This is a genomic window from Micromonospora auratinigra (assembly GCF_900089595.1).
Classification (GTDB): Bacteria; Actinomycetota; Actinomycetes; order Mycobacteriales; family Micromonosporaceae; genus Micromonospora; species Micromonospora auratinigra.
Genome location: NZ_LT594323.1, coordinates 855,733 through 872,859, shown reverse-complemented (window position 1 = coordinate 872,859; position 17,127 = coordinate 855,733). Strand labels below are relative to the sequence as shown.

At 71.8% G+C, this 17,127-nt stretch carries 9 protein-coding genes; 1 reads left to right on the top strand and 8 read right to left on the bottom strand.

Annotated features, from left to right (window positions below; all coding sequences use genetic code 11):
• Nucleotides 1-216: 216 nt before the first annotated feature.
• The 8 genes from GA0070611_RS03935 to GA0070611_RS03900 all read right to left on the bottom strand — a co-directional run bounded on the left by GA0070611_RS03935 (nucleotide 217) and on the right by GA0070611_RS03900 (nucleotide 14,900).
• Nucleotides 217-1,086 carry a glycosyltransferase family 2 protein gene (locus GA0070611_RS03935; protein ID WP_197675847.1) on the bottom strand — a complete coding sequence of 290 codons (870 nt, stop codon included), beginning with the start codon at nucleotides 1,084-1,086 and terminating at the stop codon, nucleotides 217-219.
• Nucleotides 1,087-1,225: 139 nt separating this feature from the next.
• Nucleotides 1,226-5,512 (bottom strand): discoidin domain-containing protein, encoded by a 4,287-nt coding sequence (locus GA0070611_RS03930; RefSeq protein WP_091657518.1) that lies wholly within the window; start codon nucleotides 5,510-5,512, stop codon nucleotides 1,226-1,228.
• Nucleotides 5,513-5,611: 99 nt separating this feature from the next.
• A complete protein-coding gene (locus tag GA0070611_RS03925) occupies nucleotides 5,612-8,485 on the bottom strand; it encodes a galactose-binding domain-containing protein (RefSeq protein ID WP_091657515.1) in 2,874 nt (957 codons plus the stop codon).
• Between the two features lie 154 nt (nucleotides 8,486-8,639).
• Nucleotides 8,640-10,271 carry a glycoside hydrolase family 13 protein gene (locus tag GA0070611_RS03920; protein ID WP_091657512.1) on the bottom strand — a complete coding sequence of 544 codons (1,632 nt, stop codon included), beginning with the start codon at nucleotides 10,269-10,271 and terminating at the stop codon, nucleotides 8,640-8,642.
• 95 nt (nucleotides 10,272-10,366) lie between these two features.
• Entirely contained in the window at nucleotides 10,367-11,254 is an 888-nt protein-coding gene (locus tag GA0070611_RS03915) for a carbohydrate ABC transporter permease (RefSeq protein WP_091657509.1), read from the bottom strand.
• A gap of 3 nt (nucleotides 11,255-11,257) precedes the next feature.
• Nucleotides 11,258-12,217, bottom strand: coding sequence for a carbohydrate ABC transporter permease (locus GA0070611_RS03910; protein WP_091657506.1), 960 nt, complete (start codon nucleotides 12,215-12,217; stop codon nucleotides 11,258-11,260).
• Nucleotides 12,218-12,274: 57 nt separating this feature from the next.
• A complete protein-coding gene (locus tag GA0070611_RS03905) occupies nucleotides 12,275-13,651 on the bottom strand; it encodes an ABC transporter substrate-binding protein (protein WP_091657504.1) in 1,377 nt (458 codons plus the stop codon).
• Between the two features lie 247 nt (nucleotides 13,652-13,898).
• Nucleotides 13,899-14,900: a LacI family DNA-binding transcriptional regulator gene (locus tag GA0070611_RS03900; protein ID WP_091657501.1), complete on the bottom strand. Its 1,002-nt coding sequence runs from the start codon at nucleotides 14,898-14,900 to the stop codon at nucleotides 13,899-13,901.
• A 190-nt stretch (nucleotides 14,901-15,090) separates the two neighbouring features.
• Here GA0070611_RS03900 and GA0070611_RS03895 point away from each other — a divergent pair, with 190 nt between their 5' ends.
• A complete protein-coding gene (locus tag GA0070611_RS03895; RefSeq protein WP_091657496.1) occupies nucleotides 15,091-17,115 on the top strand; it encodes a glycosyl hydrolase family 28-related protein in 2,025 nt (674 codons plus the stop codon).
• The last annotated feature ends 12 nt before the right edge of the window (nucleotides 17,116-17,127 follow it).

The following is a 17,127-nucleotide window of genomic DNA, read 5'->3' as shown; positions in this document are numbered from 1 at the left end:
GTGGGCGCGGTCGCCGCCGATCCGTGCCGGGTCGGTGGCGACTCCTCCTTCCTCCGCTCGGGGCATGCCCACCAGCGACGGCGGCCCGTCGCGGGACAGTCCTGTCCGCGTCCGCCACCGGCACCCGTGTCCATTGCCGATCATCGATCGGAAGAATCGTCTTCAAGAGACGCGGGCCTGTCAAGACAGCCCGGCCGGACAACCGCCCGGCGGCCGTCAGCGGCGGGTCGACGACCGCAGCAGCAGCCACGCGGGGCGCGGTTGCCACGGCCGCGCCAGCCACCAGCGCCACAGGTGGAACCGGGCCTCGTGGGCCCGCCCGTGCCGCATCAGCAGCTCCCCGAACAGTCGGTCGAAGTCCAGGCCGCGGCGGCGGATCACCGCCGGGTACCGGCGGCCGTGGTGCTGCCAGACCGCGTACGCGCCCAGCATCAGCCGGTCGAAGTCGGCGGTGAGCTGTTCCTCGGTCGGCACGTCCCCGGCGCTGACCGCCCGGTACTCCGCCAGCGGCGCGGGATTGGGCACACACCGGTGACCGGCGTCCAGGAACCGCCACATGAACTCCTGGTCGTCACCCAACCGGAACGCCTCGTCGAACCGGATCCGGCGGGCCACCTCGGTACGGACCACCGTGAACGTCGGCTGGATCCACGTCCCGGCGCACATCGCCTCGATCGAGGTGGGCATGGTGAAGTTCGGATTGTCGAACAGGAGGTGCCAGGAGCCGTCCTGGTCCTGGCGACGCCCGTTGCACAGCACCAGGTCGGCGTCGGGGTGCGCGGCGAGCACCGCGAGCTGACTGCTGAGGTAGGTCGGCTCCCACCAGTCGTCGCTGTCCAGCAGGGCGGTCCACTCGGCCCGGGCGGCGTCGATGCCGGTGTTGCGGGCGGCCGCCGGACCGCCGTTGGCGCGGGTGAGCACCCGCAGCCGTGGCTCGCCGGCGTAGCGCCGGGCGAGTGCGGCGACCGTGTCGTCGGTGGACCCGTCGTCCACCACGATGACCTCGAACGTGCACCCTTGCTGCGCCAACGCGCCGTCGATCGCGGTCGGCAGCACGGCACGGCGGTTGTACGTCGTGATCACCACGGACACGGCCGGTGTCACGGGGCATCGCCCCCTCGGTCTCGACGGGTGCGTCACACGGTACCGGCGACCGCGCCGCGCCAGGGGGCATCCGCCGCGGGGCCGCCGGACGGGCGTCCGGCGGCCCCGCGACTCGGGCGGATCAGTTGCGGGTGATGGTGAACGTGCTCGTCGTGTTCCTGATGTCCTGGTAGTTGTCGCTCAACCGCAGGTTGGTGAACGTGGCCGAGCCGACCGCCGGCCCCTGTCCCGCCTCGGGCATCTCGTTGACCCAGATGCCGAAGCCGGACCTGGCGTCGAAGGCGTCACCGCTGCGCCGCGCCCCGGAGATCGACACGTTGGTGAGCACGGTGTCGGTGATCGGGTTCTCCGGTTGGCCGCCGGTGTACTTGGTCTGGAACATGATCCCCGAGTACGTCGGATCGACGATGTCCAGGTCGGTCACCCGGATGCCGCGGAACTCCTTGGACGCGGAGAACAGCCACAGCGCCGGGAACGTCTGCGCGCCCCAGAAGTGCCCGCCCGAGCGGATCAGCGAGATGTTCTCGAACCGGGTGGGCGGGCTGGCGCCGAACCCGACGAACGGGTAGCCGAAGTCCAGCGAGCTGATGGTGATGCCCGAGTACGTCAACTGGTCGGCGATGTAGAGGTTGCGGAAGACGTTGTCGTAGCCGCCGTACACGGCGATGCCGGCGGCCCGCCAGGTCAGCGTGGCGGTCACGTTCTCGAACACGTTGCCGTGGTTGCCGCCGGAGCCGCCCTGGTCGGTCGCGGAGAACAAGGCGAACGCGTCGTCGCCGTTGGAGCGGCCCTCCGAGTTGGTGACCAGGGCGTCGGTGCTGCCGTTGGTCATGTTCACGCCGTCGGCGAAGGTGTCGCGGAACCGGCTGTCCCGGATGGTCAACCCGTTCACGCTCACCCCCCAGTAGGCGCAGACGGTGTGCTCCACCCAGACGCTGTCGAGGGTGAGGTTGTCGACGTCCTTCAGCTCGCCCCACACCTTGCCCGGCCCGTCGATCCGGTTGGTGTAGTTGCCGAAGAACGCCAGGTGGGCGAAGGTCGACCCGCTGGCCGAGGACTCCACCCGGAAGCCGGCGTCGGTGTTCTGCTGGTTGGTCGGCGTCTGGAAGCGGGTGTACCACATGCCCGCGCCGACGACCTTGACCGACTTGCCGTACACCTGGAACTTCTGCGCGGTCTCGTAGGTGCCGGCTGGCAGGTAGACGCCGACCAGGGTGCCGGTGCCGTCCATCCGGACCGCGTCCAGCGCGTTCTGCACGTCGGCGTGGCTGAACCCGGTCGGCACCTTGTAGCGGGCCGGGTCCGGGTTGGCCCGCGGCGACACCAGTTCGGTGTTGACGAAGTCGATCGCGTACGTGGTGGTGTTCGCCGCGTCCTTCTGCAACCGGATCCGGCTGCCCGCCGGGACGGTGGAGTTGAGCAGCACGTTCGCCTCGTCGTAGAGGTGCCGGGGCGCGCCCGCGCTCGGTGAGTCGCTCGGCGCGGCCTCCGCGCCGTAGAGCCAGCTGTGCTTCGAGGTGAGGCTGATCGGCTTGTGCAGGACCCCGTTGACGTAGACGTCCAGCGTCGAGTCGATCCCGCCGCCGCCCGGGGCGTCCGGGATGGAGAAGCGGGCGACCACGGCGTTGGTGGCCGACTTGGTGGTCCACTCGACGTACGCGCCGGTGGTGTTGAGGGTGACCGCGCGCCGGCCGGACGCCTCACCGGCCAGGTCGCCGATGGTGCGGTTCGGGCCGACGACCTGCGCGCCGCCGCCGACCGCTCCGTCCTCCGCCTCGTACGCGTCGTAGCCCAGGTTCGCCCCGCGCCCCACGAACAGCGGCCGGTCGCTGGTGTTGTTCTGCCGCTTCACCGGCAGCTCGTTGGCGTCGTCGGCGAGCACCACCCGCACCGTGTAGCGGCCGTTGGCGGCGGTCCAGCTGCCGAGCGACACCGGGCCGGTGGTGGCCCCGGCGGCGATCGTGCCGGAGTACGCGCCGGTGAGGGTCTGCACCACCGCGCCCGAGTCGTTGAGCACGGTGAGCGTGATGCCGTGCGACCCGCTCGCCGAGGCGACCGTGCCCTGGTTGCGCAGCGTCACCGCGAAGGCGACCGGGGTGCCGGCGGCCGGCGTGCCGGGCGACCAGGTCACCGCGGCAGCCACCAGGTCACTGCTGGCCACCGGGCTGACCGTCAGCGCGCTCGGGCTGGTGAAGCTGTTGTTCGCCTCGTTCTGCTCGATGACCGCGTTGGACTCGTCGACCTTCGCGGTGATCGGGTAGCTGCCGGCGTTGCGCACGCCGATGCCGGTGGAGACGGTGCCGGTCGCGCCGGCCGCGAGCGCGCCGACGGCGGCGGTGCCGACCTTGGTCGTACCCAGGTAGAAGGAGACGTCGGTGGCGGCGGACGCGGCGGTGCCGGCGTTGCGCACGGTGGCCGACAGGGTGATCGGGTCGGTCTCCACCGGCGCGGCCGGCGCGGCGGTGACACCGGTGACCGTCAGGTCCGGGTTGGGCGCCGGGACGCCGATCACCTGGAGTTCGGCGACCTGGCCGTTGGACGAGCCGGAGTTCGCGGTGAACTGGAGCCGGACGTCCGCGGCGGTGCCCGACACCGGGACGGTCACCGTGTTGCCGGTGTTCGGGTCGAAGGAGTACGTCGCGGAGCCCACCAGGCTGGTGAACCCGGTGCCGGACTGGTCCCGGCCGAGCACCTGGAAGGTCTGGGTGCGCGCGCCCCAGGCCGGGTCGGGGTTGAGCTTCACCACGACCGCGCTGATGCTGGCGTTGGCGCCCAGCTCGACGGTCAGCGTGCTCGGGTACGCGCCGGGCGCGCCCTCCCAGTAGGTGGTGACGTCGTTGTCGACGGCGTTGGCGGCGTTGAACACGTGCACCACCGACGACGCGGTGGCCGGTTTGCCGACCGCCAGGTTGGTGCCGCCGGTGCCGCTGCCGGTACGGGTGACGGTGTTGCTGTTCGCGGACACGTTGCCGGCCGCGTCGCGGGCGCGCACCTGATAGGAGACGGTGGCGCTGTCCGGCTGGCCGTCGGTGTACGTCAGCGTACTGCCGCCGACGGTGGTGCGCAGCGCGCCGTTGGCCCACACCTCGTAGCCGGTGACGCCGACGTTGTCGGTCGACGCGTTCCAGGTCAGCCGGATCTGCCCGCTGGCCGGCTGGGTCCAGGCCAGGTTGCCGGGGGCGGTCGGCGCGGTGGTGTCGCCGGTGTTGCCGGTGCGGGTGACGGTGTTGCTGTTCGCCGACACGTTGCCGGCGGCGTCGCGGGCCCGCACGTAGTACGACACGGTGGTCCCGGCCGGCTGGGTGTCGGTGTACGTCAGCGTGGTGCCGCCGACGCTGGTGCGCAGCACGCCGTTGGCGTACACGTCGTAGCCGGTGACACCCACGTTGTCGGTCGACGCCGTCCAGGTCAGCCGGACCTGGTCGGTGGCCGGCTCGGTGAACGCCAGGTTGCCCGGCACGCCGGGAGCCTGGGTGTCGCCGGTGGCCGGGCCGTAGATCTCCAGCTCGGCGAGCTGCCCGGCCGGCCAGGCGCTGTTCGCGGTGAACAGCAGCCGCAGGTAACGGGTGGACGCGGTGGGCACGGTGACAGTGACCGTGTTGCCGCCCGCCGGGTCGAAGGCGTACGACGCGGACCCGACCAGCGTGCCGAACGAGGCGCCGGTGGTGCTGCCCTGCACGGTGAGCGTCTGGGTACGCGCGCCCCAGCCGGTGGGCAGCCGCAGCACCAGCCGGTTGACGCTGGTGGCCGCGCCCAGGTCGACCTGGATCCACTGCGGGAAGGCGTTGTTCGGGCTCTCCCAGTAGGTGCCCGGGTTGCCGTCGTTGGCGTTGCCGGCGCCGTACACGTCGGCGTGCCCGCTCTCGGTCATCGTCCGGCCCAGCGCCAGGTTGGTCGAGGAGCTGGCGGTGCCATAGACCTCCAGTTCGGCGAGCTGCGCGGCGGCCCAGCCGGTGTTCGCGGTGACGACGACGCGCAGGTAGCGGGCGTCGGTGGCGGTGAAGCCCAGCGTCACCGTGTTGCCGGCGGCCGGGCTGAACGAGCGGGCGGCGGAGGCGACGACCGTGGTGAAGCCGCTGCCGTCGGCGCTGGCCTGCACGGACAGCGTCTGGTTACGGGCCTCCCAGGCGGCCGGCAGCTTGAGCACCACCTGGTCGACGGCGCGGCTGGTGCCGAGGTCGACCTGGGCCCACTGGGGCAGCGCGCCGCTGCTCTCCCAGTAGCTGCCCTGGCTGCCGTCGGTGAGGTTGGCGGTGACGTAGGGGCCGTTGACGCTGCTGGCGGTGGCGGGCCGGCCGGCGGCGAGGTTCGGGCCGCCGGCGGCCAGGGCCGGTGGCGCGGGCGCCGCGGTGACGGCCAGGCCGACCGCGGCGAGCACCGCGACCATCCTGGTACGGAGTCTGGACATGGGGGACGGACACCTTCTTCCCGGGGGAGGTGGAGAGGCGTTACGGGTGGGGGGATGTGGTGCGGCGGCGGGGGCCCGTCCGGGCCCCCGCCGCGCCGGTCACGAGGCGTAGACCTCGAACTCGGAGAGCTGGCCGGCCGGCCAGCCGGTGTTGCCGGTGAAGGTCAGCCGCACGAAACGGCGGTCACCGGCGGGCAGCGCGATCGACACGCTGTTGCCCGACGCCGGGTCGAACACGTAGCCGGTCACCGCCTTGAGCGTGGCGTACGACGACCCGTCGGTGGAGCCGAGCACCGTCACCGTCTGGGTGCGGGTCTGCCAGGCCGCCGACGGCGGCAGTTTCAGCACCAGCCGGGCCACCGGGCGGGCGCTGCCCAGGTCGACGGTCACCGACTGGGGGAAGGCGTTGTTGGCGCTCTCCCAGTAGGTGCCGGCGTTGCCGTCGACGGTGTTGCCGGCGCCGTAGACGTCGGCGTGGCTGGTCTCGGCGACCGGCCGGCCCGCCGCCAGGTTGCCGCTCGGCGGCGGCGTGGTGCTGGGCGGCGGGGTGCTGGTGGGCGGCGGCGTGCTGGTGCCGTCGCCGTACACCTCCAGCTCGCTGAGCTGGGCCGCCGGCCACCCGGTGTTGCCGGTGACGGTGACCCGGACGTAGCGGCGGGCTCCGGAGGGCAGCGTGATCGACACGCTGTTGCCGGACGCCGGGTCGAACACCCGGTCGGCCGACGCGGCGAGCGTGCCGTAGGAGGAGCCGTCGGTGGAGCCGAGCACGGTCAGCGTCTGGGTACGCCGTTCCCAGCCGGCCGGCAGTTTCAGCACCACCCGGTCGACGGTGCGCGACGCGCCGAGGTCGACGGTCAGCGACTGCGGGAACGCGTTGTTGGCGCTCTCCCAGTAGCTGGCCGGGTTGCCGTCGACCGCGTTGCCGGCGGCGTACACCTGGTTGACGCTGGTGGCGGTGGCCGGCCGGCCCAGGGCCAGGTTCCCGCCGGTGGGCGGCGGGGTGGTCGGGGGCGGGGTGGTCGGCGGGGTCGTGGTCGGCGGCGGGGTGGTCGGGGGCGTGCCGGTGGACGGCGGGGTGGACGGGCCGTTGCCCCACTGCGGCTGCGGCCACGGCCCGCAGTACGGGCTGGCCGTGTACCAGCCCGAGTTGCCGGCACCCTGGGTGATCTGGAAACCGCTGCCGACGCAGTTGTGCATCGGGTTGGCCTGGGCGATGTTGGTGGCCCGGACTCCTGTGAAGCTGACCTGGCTGGGCGCCTGCACCTGGAGCGCGTACGTGCCCGCGCCGTCGATGCGCACGTTGGTGAACGAGATGCCGCTGGTCTGCCCCTCGATCCAGTGCAGCGCCGCGTAGGAGCTGTCCAGGATGTCGGTGTCGGTGACGGTGATCGCCGCGCCCTGGATCGGCTCGTTGAGCGCGGAGAACCAGATCGCGCCGACGCCGAAGTTCCAGTTGTAGTCGGAGTTGCCGTTGCGGATCAGGGTGTTACGGGCCACCGTGATGGTGCCGGCGACCGCCGTCGGCCCGTTGACGCCGGGATAGCGGTTGGCGACGTGGATGCCGCCGCCGTTGGTGACCGAGTCGGCGGTCACGTTGTCGGCGATGGTGATGTCGCGCCCGCCGTAGGTGACCAGGTGGTTGGCCAGGACGGTGACGCCGATGGTGTTGTGGGTGAAGGAGTTGCCGACGTTCGGCACGTTCTGCGCCCACATCGCCAGCGCGTCGTCGCCGGTGTTGCGGACGAAGGTGTTGGTCACCGTGGAGTTGGTGACGCCCCAGTGGAAGTTCACCCCGTCGGCGGTCTGGTCGAGGATGCGGCTGTTGCGGATGGTGAAGTTGTTCATCGGGCCGTCCATCCAGGCGCCGACCTTGGTGTGCTGCAACCAGAGGTTGTCCACCACCGAGTCGGTCAGCGCGCCGCCGAGCGCGTTGACCTGGTCCTCGTCGACCCGTTCGCGGATGTCGCCGATGATGGCGAAGTCGCGCAGCGTCACGTTGCGGCTGGGCCCGCCCGCCTCGTGCGCGCGGATCTCGCCGGAGTAGCCGCCGCCGGAGACGTACTTGCCGTAGATGCCGGCGGCGCGTTTGCGGTCGGTGGGGTGCCGGCCGCCGAGCACCGAGTACCAGGGACCGGCGCCGCGCAGCGTCACGCCGTCGACCACCACGTGGTCCCAGAGCGTGAACGTGCCGGCCGGGATCCACACCGCCTTGCCCTGCGCCCGGCCGGCGTCCACCGCGGCCTGGAACTTCGCGGTGGAGTCGGTGCCGCCGCTCGGGTCCGCGCCGAAGTCGGTGACCACGTCCAGCACGCCGGCCGGTTTGGCGATCGGCGCGGCGACCAGCTCGAAGTCGGCCAGGTCGATGGTGAAGGTGGGCGACTGCGCGGTCGAGGAGACCTGGAGGCGGATCTTCGTGCCGGCCGGGTAGCTGGTGCCGAACAGGGCCCGCGTCTCGTCGTAGAAGTGGTGCGGGTTGGTGTCGCCCGGGTTGTTGTTGAACGGGTAGCCGCCGTAGAACCAGCCGTACCGGGAGGTCACCGGGACGGCCTTGACCAGGGTGCCGTCGGCGCGCAGGTCGATGCTGGCGTCGCGGCCGGTGCCGGCGGCGCTGTCCGGCAGGCTGTAGCGGAAGGTGACGGCGTTGGCCGGGGCGGTGAGGGTGAACTCGACGTACTCGCCGACCGCGTCGAGGGTGACCGCCTCGCGGCCGGACGCCTCGGACGGCAGGGTGCCGTAGCGCCGGTCCGGGCCGATCCTCGTGCCGGTGTAGGCCGCCCGCTCCGCCTCCTGCTCGCGGAACGGCACGGTCGCGCCGCGGCCGGTGATGTCGAACGGGGACAGCCCGGCGGCCTGCGCCGGGGTGGCGGTGGAGGTCAACGCCACGACGGTCAGTGTCGAGGCGGCGAGCGCGGCGGCGGCCAGGGCCGCCAGCCCGGTTCTGCGGTGGTGGTGCGGGGTGCGGTGCTCGGCCATGCGGGGTGTGCTCCCTTTCGTCGGTGGCCAGGTCCCCCGTGCGACGGTGCTCCGGTCTCCTTCCTCCCAGGTGCTGCTGCGGCGGCGGCCGGGACGGGCCGCAGGGTGCGCGGTGGCGCCGGCGGCGGGACGGGGCCGCCGGCGCCGCCGCGGTTCAGTTCGCTCGGGTACGCAGCCAGACGGCGGTGTCCGCCGGCAGCCGGTCGTCGTCGAGCGGCCCGCTGGCCAGCAGCACCCGCTCGTGCGCGGGCAGCGGCACCGGCTCGCCGCCGAGGTTGACCAGGCAGGTGAAACCGGGTTCGCGGGCGAACGCGAGCACCCGCGGCGGCGCGGGCAGCCAGCTCAGCGGGCCGTCGCCGAGCGCGGGCTCGGCGCGGCGCAGCGCCAGCGCGGCCCGGTACAGCTCCAGCATCGAGTGCGGGTCGCCGGTCTGGGCGCGGACCGTGCGGTCCTTCCAGTCGGCGGGTTGCGGCAGCCAGGGCGCGGCGGACGCGCCGTCGGGGCTGAACCCGAACGGCGGGGTGTCGCCGTGCCAGGGCAGCGGCACCCGGCAGCCGTCGCGGCCGGGGTCGACCCGGCCGGAGCGTTCCCACATCGGGTCCTGCCGCAGCGCGTACGGGATGTCCTCGACCTCCCAGAGCCCGAGCTCCTCGCCCTGGTAGACGTAGGCGGCGCCGGGCAGCGCGAGGCAGAGCAGTGCGGCGGCCCGGGCGCGGCGGGTGCCCAGTTCCAGGTCGGTGGGGATGCCCTCGCGCTTGGCGGCGAAGCTGAACGTGGTGTCGGCCCGGCCGTAGCGGGTGACGTGCCGGGTGACGTCGTGGTTGGACAGCACCCAGGTGGCCGGCGCGCCGACCGGGGCGTGCGCGGCGAGCGTGCCGTCGATGCTCTCGCGCAGCGCGGCGGCGTCCCAGGCGCAGCCGAGGAAGTCGAAGTTGAACGCGGTGTGCAGCTCGTCGGGGCGCAGGTAGTTCGCGAACCGCTGCCGGTCCGGCAGCCACACCTCGCCGACCAGCGCCCGCTGGCCCGGGTAGCTGTCGGCGATGCGCCGCCAGGCCCGGTAGACGTCGTGCACCCCGTCCTGGTCGCGGAACGGGTGCGGCCGGTCCGGGTGCACTTCGGGCAGGGTGCCGTCCTTGACCAGCAGGCCGGCGGAGTCGATGCGGATGCCGTCCACGCCCCGGTCGAACCAGAACCGCAGGACGTTCTCGAACTCGGCGCGTACCCGGGGGTGGTCCCAGTTGAAGTCCGGCTGCTGGGGGGCGAACAGGTGCAGGTACCAGTCGCCGGGGGTGCCGTCCGGATCGGTGGTGCGGGTCCAGGTGGGGCCGCCGAACTCGCCGGTCCAGTCGGTGGGCGGCAGGTCGCCGCCGGGACCGCGGCCGGCGCGGAACCAGAACAGCTCCCGCTCCGGCGCGTCGGGGCCGCCGGCCAGCGCGGCCCGGAACCACGGGTGCGCCTCCGAGCAGTGGTTGGGCACCACGTCGACGATGGTCCGGACGCCGAGCGCGTGCGCCTCGTCGATCAGCGCCTCGACCTCGGCGAGGGTGCCGAAGACCGGGTCGATGTCGCGGTAGTCGGCGACGTCGTAGCCGGCGTCGGCCATCGGCGAGGGGTACCAGGGGCTGAACCAGATCGCGTCGACGCCGAGCGCGGCGAGGTGGTCCAGGCGGGACCGGATGCCGGCGATGTCACCGATGCCGTCGCCGTTGCCGTCGGCGAAGCTGCGCGGATAGACCTGGTAGATCACCGCGGAGCGCCACCACGGGCTGCTGTCGACTGTGGACACGGGCACCTGCTTTCTGCGGGTCGGTTCTGCTGCGGCGGGGCGGGTGGTCGGCTGCGGCGGAGGGCTGCTGGTCGGCTGCGGGCGACGGCGCCCGGTCAGCCCTTGAGGCCGCCGGTGGTCAGGCCGGACATGATGTTCCGTTGGAAGATCAGAAACAGCACGACGGTGGGGATGGCGGCGATGACCGAGGCGGCGATCACCACGTTCATCGGGGTGCCGCCGGCGAAGGCGTAGATGCCGACGCTGACCGTGCGGGTCTCCGGGGACGGCATGACCAGCTTCGGCCAGAGGAAGTCCTTCCAGACCGCGGTGACCGCGAAGATCGCCACCACGCCGAGGATCGGGCGCGACATCGGCAGGACGATCGACCAGAGGGTGCGCAGCGGGGACGCGCCGTCCATCAGCGCGGCGGCCATCAGGTCCTCGGGGATCGAGTCGAAGAACCGCTTGAGCAGGAAGATGTTGAACGCGTTGGCGACCAGCGGCAGCCAGATCGCGAACGGCGAGTCGAGCAGGTTGAGGTGCACGATCGGCAGGTCGATCACGGTCACGTACTGCGGGACGATCAGCACCATCGCCGGGATCATCAACGTCGCCAGCATCATGGCGAGGATCAGCCCACCCAGCGCCGGGCGCAGCTTCGACAGCGCGTACGCGGCGGCGGTGTCGAGCACCAGCTGGAACAGCACCGCGCCGGTGGCGTAGTAGAACGTGTTGAACAGCAGCTTCGCCAGGTCGAGGTGGGTCCAGGCGTCGACGTAGTTCTGCGGCTGCGGGTCGTGCGGGAACAGCGTCGGCGGCGTCTGCGCGATCTCCTGGCCACTCTTGAGCGCGCCGGTGACCATCCAGTAGAGCGGGCCGAGGAAGACCAGGGTGAAGGTGACCACGACGACCGCGAGCACGGTCCAGTAGAGGAGGCGACCGCGACCGCGCCGTAGCTGGGCGGGCGAAATGAGGGTCCGGGTGGTGGGGTCGGCGGCCATGTCCTAGTCCTGTCTCGCGGTCAGTCGCAGGTAGACGGCGGAGAACCCGGCCAGCACCACCAGCATGATCACGCCGAGCGCGGCGGCGCCGTTGAGGTCGTTCTGGAAGAAGCCGTGCTGGTAGATCAGGTACGCCACCGACGTCGCGGAGTCCTGCGTGCCGGCGCCGTTGGCCAGGATCAGCGGCTCGATGAAGAGCTGCATGGTGGCGACGATCTGGAGCATCGCCAGCAGGGCGAGGATCAGCCGGGTCTGCGGCACGGTGACGTTGACGATCCGCCGCCACACCCCGGCCCCGTCGATCTCGGCGGCCTCGTACAGCTCGCCGGGGATGTTCTGCAGCGCGGCCAGGTAGATCAGCACCGCGCCACCCATGTTCATCCAGGTGGAGGCGATCACCATGGCCGGCATCGTCATGGTGGGCGACTGCATCCACTCGGAGGTGGGCAGGCCCACCGCGGTGAGGACCGCGTTGAACAGCCCCGCCTCGCTCGGGTCGTACGCGTAGAACTTGAACAGGAACAGCGCGGAGGCCGGCGGCAGCATCACCGGCAGGTAGACCAGCACCCGCAGGTAGCCCTTGGCGTGGCGCAGCTCGTTGAGCAGGATCGCCACGAAGAACGGCACGGCGTAGCCGAGCACGAGGGCCAGGCCGGTGAAGACGAAGGTGTTCTTCCAGGCGGTCCAGAAGCTCGGGTCGGCGATGATCCGGAGGTAGTTGTCCCAGCCGACCCAGGTGGTCTCGCCGCGTCGGGTGCGCTGGAAGCTCATCACCACGCCGCGGACCATCGGATACCAGGAGAAGACGGCGAAGCAGGCGACCGCGCCGATCAGGAAGGTGTGCCCGGTGAGGTTGTCGCGTACCCGACGGCCGAGGGCGGCGCGGCGTGCGGCGGTGGGGCGCGGCGACGGCGTGCCGCGCTCGGGGCGGCGGGTGGTACCCGGGGCGGTGGTGAGCGCCAAGGCGACTCCTGCGGTCGTGGGTGGAGGCCGGCCGGGCCGGCCCCCACACCGGGTGGGTCAGCTGCCGGCGGCGAGGAGCTGGTTGACCTTGTCCTCGGCCGTCTTGAGCAGCGCGTCGATGTTCGCGTTCGGGTTTGTCAGCACCCCGGACATGGCGGCGTCGAGCACCGCGTAGATGGCCTGGGCATTGCGCGGCTCGCCCTTGATCGGCACCGGGTTGGCCTCGAAGACCGCGAAGTTGGTGGTGTCGACGTTGGCGTTGGCCTTGCGCAGGTCGAGTTCCTGCTTCTGGGCGTCGCTGCCGCCTGCGAACAGCAGCGGCTGGGGCAGGCCGACCGGGTAGTTCTGCGGCTTGGCCCGCACGTAGTCGAACTGGCCCTTGCCCGGGGTCAGCTTCTGGTAGGCGATCCACTTCAGACCGGCCCTGACCTGCTCCGGGGACAGGCCCTTCTTGAAGAAGTAGCCCTCGCCGCCACCGAGGGTGGCCTTGGCCGGCCCGTCCTGGCCGGGCAGCGGGCCCATCGCCCAGTCCTGGTACTTGCCCTGGAACTGGCTGACGATCGCCTGGGTGGCGTCGGGCGCGCCGATGAACATGCCGACCTTGCCGGCGCCGGCGTTGGTCAGCAGGTCGCCCCACTGCAGCAGCTGCCGGCTGCCCATGCTGTTGTCGCCATAGCGCATGTCCTTGAGGTTCTGCAGGACCTGCCTGCCCATCGGGTTGTTGAAGTCGGCCTTCTTGCCGTCGGCGCTGAGCACCTGGCCGCCCTGCGAGTAGAGCAGCGAGGTGAAGTGCCAGCCGCCGGTGTTGCCGGCGCTGTACTCGGAGTACCCGGCGACGCCGCCGCCGAGCGCGGAGATCTTCTTGGCCGCGGCCCGCACCTCGGGCCAGGTCTTCGGCGGGTTGGCCGGGTCGAGTCCGGCGCGCCGGAACAGCGCCTTGTTGTAGATCAGGCCCATCGAGTAGTTCTTCACCGGTACGCCGTAGAGCTTGCCGTCGTCGGTGAAGACCTGCTTGAGCGCCGGGTCCACGCTGTCCCAGGTGGGGATGGTGTCCTTGGTGGCGTACGGGGTGATGTCCATCGCCTGACCGGAGTCCAGCACCTGCTGCAGGTCGGTCATGTAGCCGTAGAAGACGTCGGTGACGGTGCCGCCGGCGAGGCGGGCGGTGAAGTCCGGCGGGTTGTTGCACTGCTCGCCGACGCTGACGCTCTTGACGACGATGGTGGGGTTCTGCCGCTGGAACTCGGCGACGTCGTCGTTCCAGTTCTTCAGCAGTTCCTTCTGCGCGCCGACCGGTTGGCAGTCGACGGTGATGGTGACCTTGCCGCCGGCCTGGCCGGAGTGGTCGCTCTTGGTGGAGCACGCCGCGAGGCTGAGCCCGAGGCCGGCCGCGAGGGCGAGCGCCGCGACCTTTCGGTGCTGCGGTACGGACATCTGTCCATCCCTTCGGGAACGGGTGTGTATCGAGGGACTTCACTGATCGGCGGTGACCGCGCGGCTGTCGCGCCCCGGGTCCGGTGGAAGTGGAGCCAATGTAGCGACGGCGACTCATCCCGGCAAGGTCTGGACTGGATGATGAAAGAACACGACTTGGCAACGGGTGATCGGGACGAAGGCGTCCGAGGGCACGAAAAAGGCCGCCGACCGCAGGTGACGGTCGGCGGCCCGGTGGGGCGCGGGATCAGGTACGCGGGGCAGGGGCGGTGGAGCCGCGTACCACCAGCTCGGGTTCGAAGAGCAGCTCGTCGTGCAGCACGCCGGCCCCCTCGATCTGGGTGACCAGCAGGTCCACCGCGGCCTGACCCATCGTCTCGATCGGCTGGCGCACTGTGGTCAGCGGCGGATCGGTGCAGGTCATGAACGCCGAATCGTCGAAGCCCACCACCGACACGTCGGCCGGCACCGACCGCCCGAGCCGGCGGGCGGCCCGGATCGTGCCCAGGGCCAGCACGTCGCTGGCGCAGACGATGCCGGTCACCCCGCGCTCGACGAGCTTCGTGGCGGCCACCCGGGCGCCCTCCATCGAGAAGCTGGACCGCTCGACGAGGTCACGGTCGGCGCCCCAGCCGGCGGCGCGGACCATCGCGTCCAGCTTGCGCCGCGAGGGCACGTGGTCCTCCGGGCCGAGCACCATGCCGATCCGCTCGTGCCCCAGCGAGCGCAGGTGCCCGTACGCCTGCTCGACCGCGACCGCGTCGTCGGTGGACACCCGGGGGAAACCCAGCTCCGCCACCCCGGCGTTGACCAGCACCACCGGCAGCCCCCGGTCGGTCAGCCGGCGGTAGTGCTCGTGCGAGGCGTCCGCCAGCGCGTACGAGCCACCGGCGAAGATGACGCCGCTGACCTGGTGGTCCAGCAGCATCTCCACGTAGCCCGACTCGGGCACGCCGCCGATGGTGCGGGCGCAGAGCGCCGGGGTGAATCCCCGCTGCGCCAGCGACCCGGTGACCACCTCGGCCAGCGCCGGGAAGATCGGGTTCTGCAGCTCGGGCAGGACCAGCCCGACCAGCCGGGCCCGCTCCCCGCGCAGCTTCGTGGGGCGCTCGTAACCGAGCACGTCGAGGGCGGTCAGCACGGCCGTCCGGGTCGCCTCGGACACGCCGCCCCGGCCGTTGAGCACCCGGCTCACGGTCGCCTCGCTGACCCCCGCCTTGCGGGCCACCTCCGTCAAGCGTTTCGTCACGGCGGCAATCGTACGTCAGATTCTTGCAAGAAATGAACAGCGATCTGCCGGCGAAGCTGACACCGGAGCCCCTCTCCTGCTCGAAAGAATCGAACATATTGATGCTTGAAACTCGACTGTAGGCGGGAATAACATGAGGAACCTTGTCGACGGGCGTCCCGTCCCCTCCCCCAGGAAAGTGGGTGCTCCGATGTCACGCAGCGTTCGACGCACGGCGGCCCGCCCGTCCGTGCCCCGGATCCTCGCCGCGGCGGCCGTCGCCGCCCTGGCCGCCGTGCCCGGCGCCGCCGTGGCGGCACCCCCGGCACCGGCCCCGCCGCCGGTCGTGACCCGGGCCGCGCTCGACCCGGCGCTGGTCGCCGGACGCGGCGCGACCGTCGACCACGTCGAGCAGGAGGCCGAGCACGCGCGCACCACCGGCACCGTGATCGGGCCCGACCGGTCCGCCTACACTCTCGCCGGCGAGGCCTCCGGCCGCCGGGCCGTGCGGCTGCTCCCCGGCCAGCACGTCGAGTTCACGCTGCCCCGGGCCAGCAACGCGCTGACCGTGCGCTACAGCATCCCGGACGCGCCGGGCGGCGGCGGCATCACCGCGCCGCTGCGGGTCACCGTCGGGCACTCCCCCGCCCGCACCATGACGCTGACCTCGCAGTACGCCTGGCTCTACAACCAGTACCCGTTCACCAACGACCCCGACGCCGACCTGCTGCACCCGGACTGGTGGATCACCGAGTGCTCCTGCGTACCGGCGGCCACCACCCCCGCCCCGGCCATCGGCAAGCCGTTCCGGCCACACCACTTCTACGACGAGCAGCGGCTGCCGCTCGGCCGCACCTACCGGGCCGGCGAGGTGGTCCGGCTGACCGCGCCGGCCGGCACGCCCGCCGCCTGGACCGTGATCGACCTGCTCGACGCCCACCTGATCGCTCCGCCCCGGAGGGTCCCCGGCGCGGTGAACGTGCTCGCCTTCGGCGCCGACCCGACCGGACACCGGGAGTCCGCCGCCGCGTTCGACCGGGCCGTCGCGTACGCCCGCCGGGCGCACCGCCCGCTCTACCTGCCGCCGGGCACCTTCCGGGTGGACCGGCACATCGTCGTCGACGACGTGACCGTCGTCGGCGCGGGCAACTGGTACACGATCGTGCGGGGCCGTGAGGTCACCCTGGACACCCCGGGGCCCGACGGCTCCCGGCACACCGGAGTCGGCTTCTACGGCCGCGACGCCGCCGACGGCGGCAGCCACGACGTACACCTCTCCGGCTTCGCCGTCGAGGGCGACGTGCGGGAGCGCATCGACACCGACCAGGTCAACGGCATCGGCGGCGCGCTGAACCACAGCACCGTCGACGGGCTCTACCTGCACCACACCAAGGTCGGGCTCTGGCTCGACGGGCCACTGACCGACCTGCGGGTCACCGACACCGTCATCGCCGACCAGATCGCCGACGGGGTCAACTTCCACACCGGCGTCACCGGATCGTCGGTCACCAACTCCGTCATCCGCAACACCGGCGACGACGCGCTGGCCATGTGGTCGCAAGGCACCGCCGACTCGGGCAACACCTTCGCCCACAACACCGTGCAGTCACCGGTGCTGGCCAACGGCATCGCGCTCTACGGCGGCACCGACCTGACCGTCGCGGACAACCTGATCGCCGACCCGGTACGCGAGGGCAGCGCCATCCAGCTCGGCTCCCGGTTCGGGGCGGAACCCTTCACCGGCCGGATCCGGATCACCGGCAACACCACCGTCCGGGCCGGCACCTACGAACTCAACTGGAACATCGGCCTCGGCGCGATCTGGTTCTACGCCCTCGACCGCAGCATCGACGCCGACATCCAGGTCACCGGCGACAGCTACCTGGACAGCACCTACAACGCGATCATGCTGGTCAGCGACTGGCCGGTGAAGGACCGCGTCCGCATCGACCACGTCGCGTTCCGCGACATCCGGGTCGACGGCACCGGCACCTCGGTGGTCAGCGCCCGGGCCGCCGGCGGGGCCAGCTTCGCCGACGTCGACGCCCGCGACGTGGGCGCGGTCGGGGTGAACAACTGCGGCTCGTTCCACTTCACCTCGGCCGGCTCGGAGTTCACCGTGACCGACCTCGGCGGCAACGACGGCGGCTGGCTCGCCCCCTGGCTGCTGCCCAACACCATCACCTGCGACGACCGCCCGCCGGTGGTGCCGCCGCCACCACCCTCGAGCTGGTGACCGGCGCCCCGA

Coding starts and splice junctions, on each gene's coding strand:
- GA0070611_RS03930 (WP_091657518.1), bottom strand. CDS start 5,512: ATGTCCAGACTCCGTACCAGGATGGTCGCGGTGCTCGCCGCGGTCGGC.
- GA0070611_RS03925 (WP_091657515.1), bottom strand. CDS start 8,485: ATGGCCGAGCACCGCACCCCGCACCACCACCGCAGAACCGGGCTGGCG.
- GA0070611_RS03915 (WP_091657509.1), bottom strand. CDS start 11,254: ATGGCCGCCGACCCCACCACCCGGACCCTCATTTCGCCCGCCCAGCTA.
- GA0070611_RS03905 (WP_091657504.1), bottom strand. CDS start 13,651: ATGTCCGTACCGCAGCACCGAAAGGTCGCGGCGCTCGCCCTCGCGGCC.
- GA0070611_RS03895 (WP_091657496.1), top strand. CDS start 15,091: ATGTCACGCAGCGTTCGACGCACGGCGGCCCGCCCGTCCGTGCCCCGG.